Origin of the sequence: Tardiphaga sp. 42S5, from assembly GCF_034044155.1 — a bacterium.
In the GTDB taxonomy this organism is placed as follows: domain Bacteria; phylum Pseudomonadota; class Alphaproteobacteria; order Rhizobiales; family Xanthobacteraceae; genus Tardiphaga; species Tardiphaga robiniae.
In genome coordinates, this window is record NZ_CP139027.1 from 5,757,467 (window position 1) to 5,770,394 (window position 12,928).

Here is a 12,928-nt window from a genome sequence, read left to right on the forward strand (position 1 = left end):
GATCGTCATGCCCGGGCAGCGCGAAGCGAACTTCACTAGATGACCCGGGCATTCATCTTCTGGGTGCGAAGGAAAGTGGATGGCCGGGTCAAGCCCGGCCATGACGTGGTGAGAGGTCCGTGCCATCAACGGACTCGGCGGAAAGCTACAGCCCCGCGTCGTGCTTCTTCAGCATCGCCTTGAGGTCGGCGTCGATGGCATCGGCGTCGCCGCCGGCCTTCTTCACGGCCGCAGCCCAGGCGGCGTTGAGCGGTTGAACGCCCTTCTTCCACTCGGCGAGCTGCTCGGGCGTTAGCTTGTAGACTTCGTGATCCGGAAGCGCCTTCATCTTGGTGCGGCCATTGGCTTCGAAGTCGACCCAGGGATCGGTGACCTTGGAGGCCCATTCCGGCGTGCAGTGATCGTCGATGATCTTCTTCTGTGCCGCGGACATGGAATTATACTTGGCGAGGTTGATGTTGTAGGTGAACACCGTCGAATAGAGCGGCACGTCGATGTGATACTTCACCACCTTGTCGATGCCGAACAGGAAGATCGAGCCCCACGGGAACGCGATCTCGTCGGCAACGCCGCGTTCGATCGCATCGCGCGATTCCGGCGCCGAGGCCTGCACATTGGTGCCGCCGAACAGCTTGACCATTTCGCCGATGGTGCTCTGCGCCGGGCGGACCTTCACGCCGTTGAGGTCTGACGGCACGACGATCTTCTTCTTGCCGTGGATCGATCCGGGATCGTGGATGAAAGCGAAGCACAGCTTGGTATCCTTCATCTCGGTCTTGGCGTATTTCTGATACCACTCGTTGAGCGCGAGGGTGCCCTTCTTGCCGTCCGAGAACACGAAGGGCAGCTGACCCGCGGCCACGATGGGGAAACGGCCGGGCTGATAGCCGGGATTCACATAGGTAATATCGGCGATACCATCGCGCGCCATGTCGTAATGGTCGAACGCCTTGCCTAGCTGTTCCGAAGGGAATACCGACATCTTGATGCTGCCGCCCGAGGCTTTCTCGATATCGGCCGCCCAGGCCTGCGTGGCCGGCACCAGTGGATGCGCCGGCGGCACCCACAGCGATACTTTCATATTGACGGTTTTGTCTTGCGCCTGCGCCGGGCTCACTGCAGTCGTCAGACAGCCAGCCGCCAGCAATGCAAAGATTGCCCTTTTCATCGACGTCTCTCCCTCTACGCCCGTTTGGACGTGTTCTCTCGAACCTGTTCACCGGACCTTGAATGGCCCTTTGCGAATATTGTTATATGTTATAATCATCCTTGCAAGCGGTGCGATCGCACGCGTTGCGGAGCCAGTGTCGCGACCCCGCTTGACTTGTCAACTCAGTCGGACGACAGAGCCTATATCAACCGCGGGAGCAAGCGTTGCGAACGAAAGTTGCCATCATTGGAGCTGGTCCGGCTGGAATGTTGCTAGGGCAACTATTGCATGCCTATGGGATCGATAACGTCATTCTCGAGCGCAAGGATCGCGACTATGTCCTCGCCCGCATCCGCGCCGGCGTGCTCGAACAGGGCACCGTTGGCCTGCTGGAAAAGCTGGGGATTACCGAGCGCCTGCATCACGAAGGCCTGATCCATGACGGGATCGAACTTCTGTTCGGCGGAATTCGCCACCGCCTCGACCTGAAGAAGGCATCCGGCGGTAAGGTCGTTACCGTCTACGGCCAGACGGAGGTCACCCGCGACCTGATGGATGCCCGCGACAAGGCAGGGCTGACCACGGTCTATGACGCCGACAATGTCTCGCTGCATGATTTCGACGGCACAAGCCCCCGCGTCCGCTACGTCAAGGACGGCGTAAGCCACGAGATCGCCTGCGATTTCATCGCCGGCTGTGATGGGTTCCACGGCGTCTCGCGCCAGAGCGTTCCGGCCTCCGCCGTACAGACCTTCGAGCGCGTCTATCCGTTCGGCTGGCTCGGCCTGCTCTCGGATACGCCGCCAGTGTCGCATGAGCTGATCTACACCAATCACCAACGCGGCTTCGCGCTGTGCTCGATGCGCTCGATGACGCGCAGCCGATATTACGTCCAGTGCTCCCTCGACGAAAAAGTCGAGAACTGGACCGACGACATGTTCTGGGACGAGTTGCGCCGTCGCCTCGACACGGAGGCCGCCGAAAGCCTCATCACCGGCCCATCGCTGGAGAAGAGTATCGCGCCGCTGCGTAGTTTTGTCGCGGAACCGATGCGTTTCGGCAGGCTGTTCCTCGCCGGCGACGCCGCCCACATCGTGCCGCCGACCGGCGCAAAGGGTCTCAACCTCGCGGCCTCCGACGTCCATTACCTGTCGATTGCGCTGCGCGAATTCTATGACGAGAAATCCTTGAGCGGTCTCGACTTCTATTCGGCCATCGCGCTGAAGCGCGTGTGGAAGGCCGTGCGCTTTTCTTGGTGGATGACATCGATGATGCATCGCTTCCCCGACAATGACGGTTTCGGCACCAAACTGCAGCAGGCCGAGCTCGATTACGTCGTGCATTCGGACGCAGCGACGGCATCACTGGCGGAGAATTACGTCGGGCTGCCGTATTAGGATCGTGGACGCACCTTGTTTTAAACGGCCGGATAAAGCCGTTTCAAACTTTGTTGGTCTGTCCTTTGCTTGTGCTTTCGCTTCTATGGCGCACACAATCCAGATGGATGCGCCATGACCGACACCGCTATCCCCCACGGCTTCGCGCCACACTATCGCAAGAGCCCCCTCACCGCACCGTGGGAACCGATCTATTCAAAGGTGACAGAGACCAATGTCATCCTCGGTCTCCGCATCGCCGAAGCGCATACCAATTCGCGCGGCATGGCGCATGGCGGGCTGATCACGGCGCTGGCCGACAATGCTATGGGCCTGAGTTGCGGCCATGTGCTCGGCGGCGGCACACGGCTGCTCACCGTCAATCTCTCCGCCGATTTTCTCGGCTCGGCACAGGTCGGACAATGGCTGCAGATCGACACCGAGGTCATCAAGACCGGCAAGCGTCTCTGCTTTGCGCAGGCACTAATCACGGCAGACGGCGAGCCGTGCGCCCGGGCCAATGGCACATTCAGCGTGGCACCGCCAAAGTCGTAGCGATGACTATCGCTTGCCGAAATCCCACTGGCAGGTATCGGCGGCGAGATCGATGAAGACGCGCACTTTCGCCGACAGCAAGCGCGAGGTCGGATAGACGATGTGGATCGGCACCGCCGGCGGCTCGAACTGCGTGAGCACACGTTTGAGGCGGCCGGCCACCAGCGCGTCTGCCGCCTGATAGGCCAGCACGCGGGTCAGGCCGCCACCATGCTCGGCATGCCAGATGGCAGCATCGGCGACATCGGTGGTAAAGCGCGGCGCATGCGTGATGCGAATGTCATCGCCATCCTGCACGAAGCGCCATTCCGGCGCTGATGCAATGACACCGAACTGGATCGTATCGTGCTTCGCGATATCGTCCGGCGTCTCCGGCTGGCCGCGCCGCACCAGATAATCCGGCGACGCAACGACGATGCGCGGCATGCTGCCGACGTGGCGCGCCACCAGACTCGAATCGGGGAGATGACCGATCCGGACGGCAACATCGATTCCGTCCTCGACCAGACTGACCATGCGATCGGTCAGCCGCAATTCACCCGAGACATCGGGATAGCGCTGCAGATAGGCCGAGATCAGCGGCGTCACATGCAGCCGCCCGAAGCCGACTGGCGCCGAGACGACCAGACGCCCGGTCGGCCTGGCGCGTTCGGCCTGCGCGGAGCCCTCGGCTTCCTCGATATCCGCGAGAATCTGGCGCGCTCGTTGCAGATAGCGCACGCCGACATCGGTCAGCATCACCGAGCGCGTGGTCCGCTGCAGCAGGCGGGCGCCAAGGCGCTCCTCCAGCGCCGCCACCATGCGGGTGACCGCCGACGCAGAGAGTCCGAGCTTGCGGGCCGCGGGCGCGAACCCCTGCAGGTCCGCCACGGCGACGAAGACGGTCATGGCTTCGATGCGATCCATCGAACCATTTCATATCCAGCAATAATGAAGTGTCAATTCCGATGATTGTTCTTGTGCGAGGAAAGAGCCACCTTGGGGCTAATGGGGACGTATCCCGTTCCGAGCTCCAATCAGGGAGTAAGTCATGTCAGACATCCACACCTATTCCAGCGACATTGCCTTCACGCCGACCGTCAAGGCGATCCAGACCCGCAAGGGGTCGCGTTCCGGCTATGCGCATGTCGAGGAAAATGGCGGCTGGCGCACCGAGATCGACGACAATCTCGCAGCGTTTCTCGCCGAGGCGAACAGCTTCTTTCTGGCTACCGCCAGCGCTGACGGCCAGCCTTATATGCAACATCGCGGCGGACCGAAGGGGTTCGTGAAGGTCCTCGACAAACAGACGCTGGCCTTCGCGGATTATAGCGGCAATCGGCAATACATCACCCAGGGCAATCTCGCCGAGAATCCCAAGGCCAACATCTTCATGATGGATTATGCACATCGCCGACGCGTCAAGCTCTGGGGCATCGCGCGGGTGGTCGAGGACGATCCGGCGCTGCTGGCCTCGCTGATGCCACAGGGTTATCGTGCCAAGCCGGAACAGGTGATCCTGTTCACGATCGCCGCCTGGGACACCAATTGCCCGCAGCATATCCCGCAGAAGTTCGATGCCGCCGATGTTGCAGCAGTACTGGCAGCGCGCGATGCGCGGATTGCGGAGTTGGAAGCAGAACTGGCGACGCTGAAGGGGGCAGCGTCGCCGCATTGAAGGCGACACAGCCTCAGGCAGCGACGCTGCACTGCCAGACGTGCTCGGGATAATACTCTGCCATCATCCGATCCACGTAGGTGACGAGGTTGCCGTAGCGGTGCAACTGATGCTGCAGGGGTGACGGAAACAACGGCGACATGATCCCGGCCAGAACGCCGAATGCGGTCGCATCGACACCCGCCGGGCGGTTGCTCATCAAGTGAGACTTCCCGGCCAGCAGCACCGACAGCGCCATCAGCGAACGATCCGCGAGTTGCAGCGCCTCGTCGGCAGGATGCCGGCCGAGGCCATTCGCCAGATGGTTCTGAATGACGGATTTGCGCGCGGATGCACGAATCTCGTCGCGCTGCGCTTCGGGAATGCCGTCGAAGAAATGCGACGGTCCCTTGGCGAAATTATCGGCATCGACCCAGCGCACGCCGACCAGCGACCAATAGAGGTGATGCTCGATCATCCGCTCGATCGCCCAGGCCTGAGCGCGCTGGGCGAGATCGAGACCCCTATCGAAATCGACGTCATATTTGCGTTCGATATAGGCGCGGATAAAGGTGGAGTCGGCAATGCACTCAGCCCCGTCATCGATATAGGGCATCTGCCCCTTCGGCGAATCCTGCGGCCGTGCCGGTTGCTTCTCATAGGGCAAGCCGGCCATCTTGAGCTGGACTTCCGTCTTGGTGACGAAAGGGCTGATTTCCGGCAGGCCAAAGCCTGCACCTGCGCCGTGAAGGACGATCATGTGGTTTCTCCAAGTGATAAGGACAAGAGATTAGGCAGTTGCTGCTGCCACCGTGGTGTCAGCAGCCGTCACGCCGGATGACGCCGGCGACCCAAGCGCGCGCCTGGACCGCCGCGGTGGAGACCATGCGCCAGCCGAGCCCGATCAAGGCCCAGCGGAGGTCTCCCGACAGGGCGAGAATGGCGCGTTCCAGCAGCCATGCCCGGATGCGCCAGAGCCGGTCATCATGGGAAAAGACGGCGAGGCTATCGAAAGCGGTCATTGCAGAATCCTTCGTTCGTTTGAACCTGGACCCTGTATGACTGCCCCCTGCTGCCAACATGCTGTCAGCATCGACATCTGCCAACAAAGATAGAGGGACGACCATGAGACGCGCCGACCGCCTGTTTCAGATCATCCAGGTGCTTCGGCGCACGCGGAAGCCGCTGACGGCGGATGCCATTGCAGCCGAACTGGAGACGTCCAAGCGGACGATCTATCGCGACATCGCGACACTGATGGCGCAACGCGTCCCGATCCGCGGCGAAGCCGGCATGGGCTATATCCTCGAACGCGGCTTCGACATGCCGCCGCTGATGCTGACACCCGACGAGATCGAAGCCGCCGTGCTCGGCGCGCAATGGGTGATGGGGCACGCCGATCCGGCATTGGCCAAGGCGGCACAGGATCTCATTGCGAAGATCGCGGACACCGTGCCCGAGCGCTTGCGCCCCTTCGTGCTGGAACCCGCGAGCCGCGCGCGGCCGCATTTCCGCGGCACCGCCGACAGTATGGATATGGTGCAGATGCGCGCGCATATTCATGCGGGCAAGAAGGTCCGGCTGCTTTACCGGGACGAAGCCGGTCGCGACAGCGAGCGCATCGTCTGGCCGATCGCGGTGGGCTATCTGGAAGCCGTGCGGCTGCTGGCGGCGTGGTGCGAGCTTCGCAAGGATTTCCGCAGTTTTCGAACCGACCGCGCGATCGAGGCACATTTCCTCGATGAGAAGTATCCGGAACGGCGCGAAACGCTGCGCAGCAAATGGCGCAAGACGCTGAGCTGGGAGCGGCCACAGGATACCTGAAACAGCCGAGCCTGCATCTGCACGGCTGGCGAAACCGGTCCGATCGGGATAAACCGCGGCATGATAAGCGATGCCACCACGATCAGCGAAGCCAGCCCGTGCCAGGCCTGTGGTGCGTGCTGTTCGTATTCCAGCAACTGGCCGCGTTTCACCATCGAGGACGATGCCGATCTCGATCTGATCCCGGCCAAATATGTCAACGCCCGCGAATCGGGAATGCGCTGCGACGGAGACCGCTGCAGCGCGCTGACCGGAAAGGTTGGAGAGGCAACGGCCTGCGGGATTTATGCTGTGAGGCCGGACGTGTGCCGAACCTGCATGCCCGGCGATCCCGAATGCGCTATGGCGCGACGCCGGCACGGGCTGCCAATTTTGGCAGCCGCAGAGTAGTTGATGTCAGCTCACGCCGTGACGGTGTAAGCGAGCTCCTTGTCATCCAGCTCGTCGTCGAGATCATCATCCATCGGCGCCAGTGTCGAGAGCGGCTTGGTCGACAGCGTGATGGCCTTGCGGTTGTGATAGGCCGACACCGAAGGACGCGCCACAGCGGTGTCGTGCGACAGCGCGTAGAGCGTGGAACCAACGCGGCCACCGAATTCGATCAGTTCGCGCTCGCTGCAGCTCGATGCGATCGAGATTGCCAAAGCGTGGAGATGACTGCGGCGATAGCAAAACAGAGCCAGCATCGCGCGGACATCGGATGAAACGCTGGCCACGAGATGGGGCAGGCCATTTTCATTTGCACGATACATTGCACCGAGCAGATCTTCCTCGACGGGGCAAAAATCGTTCTCAAAAGCTTGACGGCTGGACCGCATGGGGTTTCTCCTCGTTAATGAGGATGCGGTTGAATTTCCTAACGCAGGGTTAACCAACAGCCTTAATGGCCGCGTGCGACTCTTGAGTAACAGTTTGAAATGTGGCAGCCGTGCCCTGCTACCGCCACATTGGAACTCGATGCGTTCAAACGCGCATCAGCTGTTGGCGACGATGAAGATGGCCAGGAAGAAGTCGGTCAGGTGATGCAGCGCCTGATCGATGCCGATCAGCCACCAGAACCAGCGATGGCCCTGCGTCACACCGAAATGCGATACGCAGATGCCCTTGAGCCGATCGATGGTGATGTGGATTGCGAAGTCGACCAGTCCCAGGAACCAGAGCTTGGGTTGTACAACGGCAATGAACAGCGTCGTCAGCACGCCATGGATCGCGCAATGCGCCAGCAGCGGCAGCGCCCATCCGGTCCGTTGATCCTTGCCTATCGCCATCCAGGCGTTTTGCAGCAGGAAATCAGCGATCACGTGCTTGACGGTGAGGACGAGCATCCACCCGACGAGCCCGCCCAGAGCAATCGACGACGACATTGCAGGAAACAACAAGCTGACGTCCCTCTCACCGGTCACGACAGGCTGGCCCGCTTAGCCGGCCCGATCACTCGCCCTATTTATGACACTCCGAAACCGGGAATGCACGCCGCGGAACCGAAAACCCACCGCTTCCTGCAGAGCCAGCCTGGACGGGAAAACACTGCGCACGCTCCACTTTCTCGCTAGTTCAGAACGGCATGCGCCCGGAGCTCGCCGATCGCCTTGCGTAATTGGTCACCTTTCGGATCGCGCGGCACCGCACGAGCACGCGTGATCGCGTCCGCCAAGTCGGTGATAACCAGCGTCCCATCGAAAGCCGGCTTGGCTAGTCCGTCGATGATCTGATGCCAGGCGGCCATGCCCTGCCGATAGCCCGTGCCGTAACCTTCGATCATGGTTGCCGTCTGCACGATGGCCATTGCCGCGTCCGGCTGCTTGGTCAGTGCCCGATCAATCATGTGCAGCCAGCGTTCGACCCAGACGCGCTCGGTTTCATAACGCGTCGACAACAGGCGCCAACGTCGCAGCCAGGATTCGAACTCAAGGCGCTTGATGCCCCAGATGCTCGCCTTGCTGAAACGGATCGGCACCGTGCGATGCGCACAATAGATGCGCTCGAGCGCCCACATCAGGGGATCGCCGACGATCTCCGGCAATGCCGACACCAACTCGTCGAGGCGAAAACGCCGCCTGTCGACGACGGGCGGCCGGCCGGGCGTCACGGGTTCCTGCAGCTTGAGCTGCGCGATGCGGATCGGATCGTGATAGCTCATGCGCATCGTGAGCAGCCGCGCAATCTCGCTAAACAGTTCGTCGCTGACGTTGCGCCGTCCGACAAAGCGACGCAGCCGGTCGCTGTAGAGCTGCGCGTAGACTGCGCTCTGATAGTTGATCAACAGGGCCACGCCATCTTCCGCCACAGGACGCACCGCAGCCGGCAGCCCCACCGGCAAAACCGGCGCTGCAGGTTCGCTCCTGTTCGCCAGCTCGGCGAGCGTGGAGCGGATGACGTTGATGAAACCTGCCACGGGACGTCCTGATGCTTATGCGTGCTGCGGCGCCATGGGCAATGCGGGCGCGTCCTGCTTCATCAGACGCGCTTCCAGCTTGTCGATATTCTCGAACAATCGCGCGCTGGCGAGACGCAGGAAGAAGAAACCGAATTCCGGATTCTGCACGTAGAGCTCTTCGACCTGGCTGTAGCTGACGCTGAGCACCATGCCGGGCTCGATACATTCCAGCGTCTGGGTGCGTTCGTTCAAGGGCGACAGCATGCCGAGTTCACCGACAATGGCGCCGACCGGCAATTCGATCCCGGATTCGACGAGACGATAACGGCCACTGACGATGTAGAACATGTCTTCGGCCTTCTCGTCCTTGTAAAACAACACCTCACCGGCCTTACAGGGACGCTTGGTCATGAACGGCTTCAGCCATTCCATCGACAGGTCCGAGTTCACCGACTTTTTCACATCCTGGACCAATTGCAGCATCTGGCGCAGGCGGTAGATGTTGAGCGGCAGCAGTACCGCATGCAATGCCATGGTCGGATAGTTGTGGGTCGGGATCGAGATCGCGATTAGCAGGACATTGGCCATGATGCCAAACACCCGCAGCGGAATCATCGTCCGCATCGTGGCGGTCGCGACCACGAAGATCGTGGCGGCGGCGCTGCCAAAGTGATGGAGATAGGACATATCCATGGGAGCAAACCGGGTTTCCAGGAACGGCCGCACCGTCCTCCGCGACTATGAAGCGCGAATGACCGGGCCTTTGCAGCCGCAATATAGCCCATCTGGTTAAAATAGCCCGTGTTGCGACCCGCAAAAATCACGGAGTCGTGCGCAGATTGACGCGATCCGCCGGTGCGGGCACCGTCGCTCGCATCCCAAAGGAGAACAACATGTCGGAAACGACGGAAACCGCATCTGACCAGTCCTCGCCCCCCATTCTGACCATCGACGGCCCCCGCGCCACCATCCGCCTGAACCGCCCCCAGAAGCTGAACCGGCTGTCCCAGCTCGACCTGGACACCTTGGTACAGCTGTTCGATCGCGTAGAGGCGAATCGCGCCGTCCGGGTGCTAGTGCTCACCGGCACCGGCCGCGCTTTCAGCGCCGGCTTCGATCTCAATGCGATCTCCGAACGGGCTGCCAGCGCGCCCAAGCCCGTGGCCGAAGGTTCGTCCGGATCGGCCTTTGAGTCCGTGGCAAACCGGCTGGAGGACCTGGCGCTCCCGACGATCTGCCGGCTCAATGGCGGCGTCTATGGCGGCTCCACCGACCTGGCACTGGCCTGCGACTTCCGCATCGGCGTCGACACCTGCGAGATGTTCATGCCGGCCGCCCGGCTCGGGCTGCATTATTACAAGGGCGGCATCAAACGCTATGTGAGCCGGCTCGGGGTCGACAACGCCAAGCGATTGTTTCTCACCGCGCAGAAGCTGGAAGCCAGCGAACTGCTGCGGATCGGCTACCTCACCGCCATGGTGCCGACCGAGGCGCTGGACGAGGAAGTCGACAAGCTCGCCATGATTCTGGCCGGCAACGCCCCGATCGCCATGCGCGGCATGAAGCAGGCGATCAACGAATTCGCCCGCGGTGAACTGGACGAGGCTGCCGCCGATCAGCGCGCGCGGGACAGCATGCGGGGCGATGAGATCAAGGAAGGCACGAAGGCGTTCGCGGAGAAACGGGCACCGCGGTTTTAAACGTTAAGCCCGTGGCACTTTTCTTCCCCTCTCCCCTTGCGGGAGAGGGTACCTGAGCGAAGCGACGGCGGGAGAGGGGTAGCCAAGCTCGGAGCTCGTGGCAGCCCCTCTCCCGTCTCGACCGCTTCGCGTTCGATCCACCCTCTCCCACGGCGCGCAGCTTCGCTACGCTGGGGGAGAGGGAAGTGAGCAGAGTCACTCCACAAACGTCGCCACATCGCCTAACTGCGCGCGGTTCGTTCGGTAGCTGTTGACCTTGTGCTCGCGGTCCGGATAGCCGAACGAAATGCCGCAAACGACGCGGCGGTCGTCGCTCATGCCGAAATGCTGGCGCACCACGGCCGAGTGAAACGCCAGCGCCGCCTGCGGCACGGTCGCGAGGCCGAGCGCCTGCGCAGCCAGCATGAAATTGTTTACATAGCCGCCGCAGTCCACTGCGCCATAGACCCCGAGCGCTTCATCCGACGTGATGATCGCCACATGCGGCGCGCCGAAGAAGTTGAAGTTCTGCAACGCCTGCTCGGCATAGGCCGTCTTGTCGCCGCGCGCGATACCCAGTGTGTTGTAAAGCTGGAAGCCGCTTTCGCGACGGCGGTCCAGATAGACCCCGCGATATTCGCGCGGAAACGGGAAGTCGCCCGAATTCGGCGTGCCCGCGGCCGCGACAGGATAGAGCACGTCGCGAAACTTCTTGGTGGCTTCACCCGACGTGATCGTGACCTGCCACGGCTGGCTGTTGCACCACGACGCGGTCTTCTGCGCGGCATTGAGAATGCGGTCGATGATGGCGCGCGGCACCTGCTCGGTCTTGTAGGCGCGACAGGAGTAGCGTGACGCCAGAAGGGTTTCGAGAGTGGAGATGGCGTCAGTCATGGAAACATCCTGGCTCGGTCCCTCATGGTGAGGAGGCGCCAATTGGCGCCGTCTCGAACCATGAGCTGGCTTGGCTCTTGAGTTTGTTGCCATCCTTCGAGACGCGTGCCAAGTGGCACGCTCCTCAGGATGAGGGCAGAGATATCACCGTCCCTTGGTCGGGACCTTGTTGAACGGCACGTCCTTGTCGACGCGGATATCACCGGGCAGACCCAGCACGCGCTCGGCGATGATGTTGCGCAGGATCTCGTCGGTGCCGCCGGCGATACGCATGGACGGCGAGCCCAGAATGGTCGCCTGGAATTCGCCGGCTGCTTCCGCATCGGCTCCGACCAGCGCGCCGGAAGCGCCCTGCAGGTCGGCCGCGAACATCGCGATGTCCTGCATCATCATGCCCGAGACCAGCTTGCCGATGGAGTTTTCCGGACCCGGACGCTCGCCCTTCGACAGCGCCGAGATCGAGCGGTAGCTGGTGTATTTCAGGCCGGAATTCTTCACCGCCCAGCTTGCGAGCTTGGAGCGCACATTGGGATCGTCGATGGCGAGACCGTCTTCCAGCATCAGGTTGCTGCAGAACTCGAACAGCTCCGGGAAACCCGTGGCGACGCGGGAGCCGATCGACATACGCTCATTCATCAGCGTGGTCAGCGACACGTTCCAGCCGTCACCGACGGCGCCGAGCCGCTGGCTATCCGGGATCCTTACATTGGTGAAGAACACCTCGTTGAATTCCTGCATACCATTGGCCTGCTTGATCGGCTTTACCTCGACGCCTTCGCTCTTCATGTCGAGGAAGAACATGGTGAGACCCTTGTGCTTGGGCACATTCGGATCGGTGCGGGTAATGAGAATGCCGTAGTCAGAATAGTGCGCGCCGGAGGTCCAGATCTTCTGGCCGTTGACGATCCAGTCGTCGCCATCCTTCTCCGCGCGGGTGCGCAGACCTGCGACGTCGGAACCGCCGGCGGGTTCGGAGAACAGCTGACACCAGACCTTCTCGCCGGACGCCAGCGGCGGCAGATATTTGCGCTTCTGGTCTTCGGAGGCATAGGCCATCACGGTTGGGCCGCACATGCCCTGCCCGATGGCGAAGGGCCGCGCGAGCTTGTCATAGACGCCCTCTTCCTGCTGCCAGATCACGCGCTCGATCGGCGTCGAGCCGCGGCCGCCATATTCCTTCGGCCAATGCAGACAGGCCCAGCCGGCATCGGCCTTCTTCTTCTGCCACGCCTTGGCGACATCGAGCATCGCGTCACGCTTCTCAGAGGCGCGCTTGGCCGACGGCTTGGTCAGCTCAGCTTCCAGCTCCTTCGGTGCGTTCGCATCGATCCACTTGCGCGCGACAGCGCGGAATTCGGCTTCCTGCGGCGTGTCATCGAAATTCATGGCAGTCGTCCTCTACGAAAAAGAAAACTGCGACCAGGGCAGCGAGCCACC

16 protein-coding genes are annotated in these 12,928 nt (G+C 61.8%); 6 read left to right on the forward strand and 10 right to left on the reverse strand.

Translation table 11 applies throughout. The annotated features are described in order from the left end of the window. Positions 1-145: 145 nt before the first annotated feature. Positions 146-1,168 (reverse strand): TRAP transporter substrate-binding protein, encoded by a 1,023-nt coding sequence (locus tag SFY93_RS26825; protein ID WP_320445237.1) that lies wholly within the window; start codon positions 1,166-1,168, stop codon positions 146-148. A 206-nt stretch (positions 1,169-1,374) separates the two neighbouring features. Between SFY93_RS26825 and pobA the strand changes: the two genes are divergently transcribed. Together pobA and SFY93_RS26835 are read left to right on the forward strand one after the other, a co-directional pair. Then, entirely contained in the window at positions 1,375-2,547 is a 1,173-nt protein-coding gene (pobA, locus tag SFY93_RS26830; RefSeq protein WP_320445238.1) for a 4-hydroxybenzoate 3-monooxygenase, read from the forward strand. 114 nt (positions 2,548-2,661) lie between these two features. Continuing rightward, complete coding sequence (locus SFY93_RS26835; protein ID WP_320445239.1) at positions 2,662-3,081, forward strand: PaaI family thioesterase; 420 nt, start codon at positions 2,662-2,664, stop codon at positions 3,079-3,081. 6 nt (positions 3,082-3,087) lie between these two features. On the opposite strand, the gene SFY93_RS26840 is transcribed toward SFY93_RS26835, so the two are convergent. Then, positions 3,088-3,987, reverse strand: coding sequence for a LysR family transcriptional regulator (locus SFY93_RS26840; protein ID WP_320445240.1), 900 nt, complete (start codon positions 3,985-3,987; stop codon positions 3,088-3,090). A gap of 124 nt (positions 3,988-4,111) precedes the next feature. Between SFY93_RS26840 and SFY93_RS26845 the strand changes: the two genes are divergently transcribed. Then, positions 4,112-4,738 (forward strand): pyridoxamine 5'-phosphate oxidase family protein, encoded by a 627-nt coding sequence (locus tag SFY93_RS26845; RefSeq protein WP_320445241.1) that lies wholly within the window; start codon positions 4,112-4,114, stop codon positions 4,736-4,738. A 13-nt stretch (positions 4,739-4,751) separates the two neighbouring features. Here SFY93_RS26845 and SFY93_RS26850 read toward each other — a convergent pair whose 3' ends face one another. Both SFY93_RS26850 and SFY93_RS26855 read right to left on the reverse strand, forming a co-directional pair. After that, positions 4,752-5,477, reverse strand: coding sequence for a glutathione S-transferase family protein (locus SFY93_RS26850; protein WP_320445242.1), 726 nt, complete (start codon positions 5,475-5,477; stop codon positions 4,752-4,754). A 58-nt stretch (positions 5,478-5,535) separates the two neighbouring features. After that, entirely contained in the window at positions 5,536-5,739 is a 204-nt protein-coding gene (locus tag SFY93_RS26855) for a hypothetical protein (protein WP_093756851.1), read from the reverse strand. Between the two features lie 103 nt (positions 5,740-5,842). On the opposite strand from SFY93_RS26855, the gene SFY93_RS26860 reads away from it, so the two are divergent. After that, entirely contained in the window at positions 5,843-6,541 is a 699-nt protein-coding gene (locus tag SFY93_RS26860) for a helix-turn-helix transcriptional regulator (protein WP_089265463.1), read from the forward strand. Between the two features lie 60 nt (positions 6,542-6,601). Continuing rightward, entirely contained in the window at positions 6,602-6,931 is a 330-nt protein-coding gene (locus tag SFY93_RS26865) for a YkgJ family cysteine cluster protein (RefSeq protein WP_320445243.1), read from the forward strand. An 11-nt stretch (positions 6,932-6,942) separates the two neighbouring features. Here SFY93_RS26865 and SFY93_RS26870 read toward each other — a convergent pair whose 3' ends face one another. The 4 genes from SFY93_RS26870 to SFY93_RS26885 form a co-directional block, all read right to left on the reverse strand. Continuing rightward, entirely contained in the window at positions 6,943-7,359 is a 417-nt protein-coding gene (locus SFY93_RS26870) for a hypothetical protein (RefSeq protein ID WP_089265465.1), read from the reverse strand. 156 nt (positions 7,360-7,515) lie between these two features. Then, positions 7,516-7,920, reverse strand: a complete 405-nt coding sequence (locus tag SFY93_RS26875; protein WP_068735395.1) for a DUF3307 domain-containing protein — start codon at positions 7,918-7,920, stop codon at positions 7,516-7,518. A 170-nt stretch (positions 7,921-8,090) separates the two neighbouring features. After that, on the reverse strand, positions 8,091-8,936 hold the full coding sequence (locus SFY93_RS26880) for a DUF6537 domain-containing protein (RefSeq protein WP_320445244.1): 846 nt from the start codon (positions 8,934-8,936) through the stop codon (positions 8,091-8,093). Positions 8,937-8,951: 15 nt separating this feature from the next. Continuing rightward, positions 8,952-9,611, reverse strand: coding sequence for a Crp/Fnr family transcriptional regulator (locus tag SFY93_RS26885; protein WP_089265467.1), 660 nt, complete (start codon positions 9,609-9,611; stop codon positions 8,952-8,954). A gap of 200 nt (positions 9,612-9,811) precedes the next feature. Between SFY93_RS26885 and SFY93_RS26890 the strand changes: the two genes are divergently transcribed. Continuing rightward, complete coding sequence (locus tag SFY93_RS26890; RefSeq protein WP_320445245.1) at positions 9,812-10,618, forward strand: enoyl-CoA hydratase/isomerase family protein; 807 nt, start codon at positions 9,812-9,814, stop codon at positions 10,616-10,618. Between the two features lie 195 nt (positions 10,619-10,813). On the opposite strand, the gene SFY93_RS26895 is transcribed toward SFY93_RS26890, so the two are convergent. Together SFY93_RS26895 and SFY93_RS26900 are read right to left on the reverse strand one after the other, a co-directional pair. Then, a complete protein-coding gene (locus SFY93_RS26895; RefSeq protein ID WP_320445246.1) occupies positions 10,814-11,491 on the reverse strand; it encodes a nitroreductase in 678 nt (225 codons plus the stop codon). Between the two features lie 144 nt (positions 11,492-11,635). After that, a complete protein-coding gene (locus SFY93_RS26900; protein WP_089265469.1) occupies positions 11,636-12,877 on the reverse strand; it encodes an acyl-CoA dehydrogenase in 1,242 nt (413 codons plus the stop codon). Positions 12,878-12,928: the final 51 nt, after the last annotated feature.

Coding starts and splice junctions, on each gene's coding strand:
- SFY93_RS26825 (WP_320445237.1), bottom strand. CDS start 1,168: ATGAAAAGGGCAATCTTTGCATTGCTGGCGGCTGGCTGTCTGACGACT.
- SFY93_RS26835 (WP_320445239.1), top strand. CDS start 2,662: ATGACCGACACCGCTATCCCCCACGGCTTCGCGCCACACTATCGCAAG.
- SFY93_RS26840 (WP_320445240.1), bottom strand. CDS start 3,987: ATGGATCGCATCGAAGCCATGACCGTCTTCGTCGCCGTGGCGGACCTG.
- SFY93_RS26845 (WP_320445241.1), top strand. CDS start 4,112: ATGTCAGACATCCACACCTATTCCAGCGACATTGCCTTCACGCCGACC.
- SFY93_RS26850 (WP_320445242.1), bottom strand. CDS start 5,477: ATGATCGTCCTTCACGGCGCAGGTGCAGGCTTTGGCCTGCCGGAAATC.
- SFY93_RS26855 (WP_093756851.1), bottom strand. CDS start 5,739: ATGACCGCTTTCGATAGCCTCGCCGTCTTTTCCCATGATGACCGGCTC.
- SFY93_RS26860 (WP_089265463.1), top strand. CDS start 5,843: ATGAGACGCGCCGACCGCCTGTTTCAGATCATCCAGGTGCTTCGGCGC.
- SFY93_RS26865 (WP_320445243.1), top strand. CDS start 6,602: ATGATAAGCGATGCCACCACGATCAGCGAAGCCAGCCCGTGCCAGGCC.
- SFY93_RS26870 (WP_089265465.1), bottom strand. CDS start 7,359: ATGCGGTCCAGCCGTCAAGCTTTTGAGAACGATTTTTGCCCCGTCGAG.
- SFY93_RS26885 (WP_089265467.1), bottom strand. CDS start 9,611: ATGGATATGTCCTATCTCCATCACTTTGGCAGCGCCGCCGCCACGATC.
- SFY93_RS26890 (WP_320445245.1), top strand. CDS start 9,812: ATGTCGGAAACGACGGAAACCGCATCTGACCAGTCCTCGCCCCCCATT.
- SFY93_RS26895 (WP_320445246.1), bottom strand. CDS start 11,491: ATGACTGACGCCATCTCCACTCTCGAAACCCTTCTGGCGTCACGCTAC.
- SFY93_RS26900 (WP_089265469.1), bottom strand. CDS start 12,877: ATGAATTTCGATGACACGCCGCAGGAAGCCGAATTCCGCGCTGTCGCG.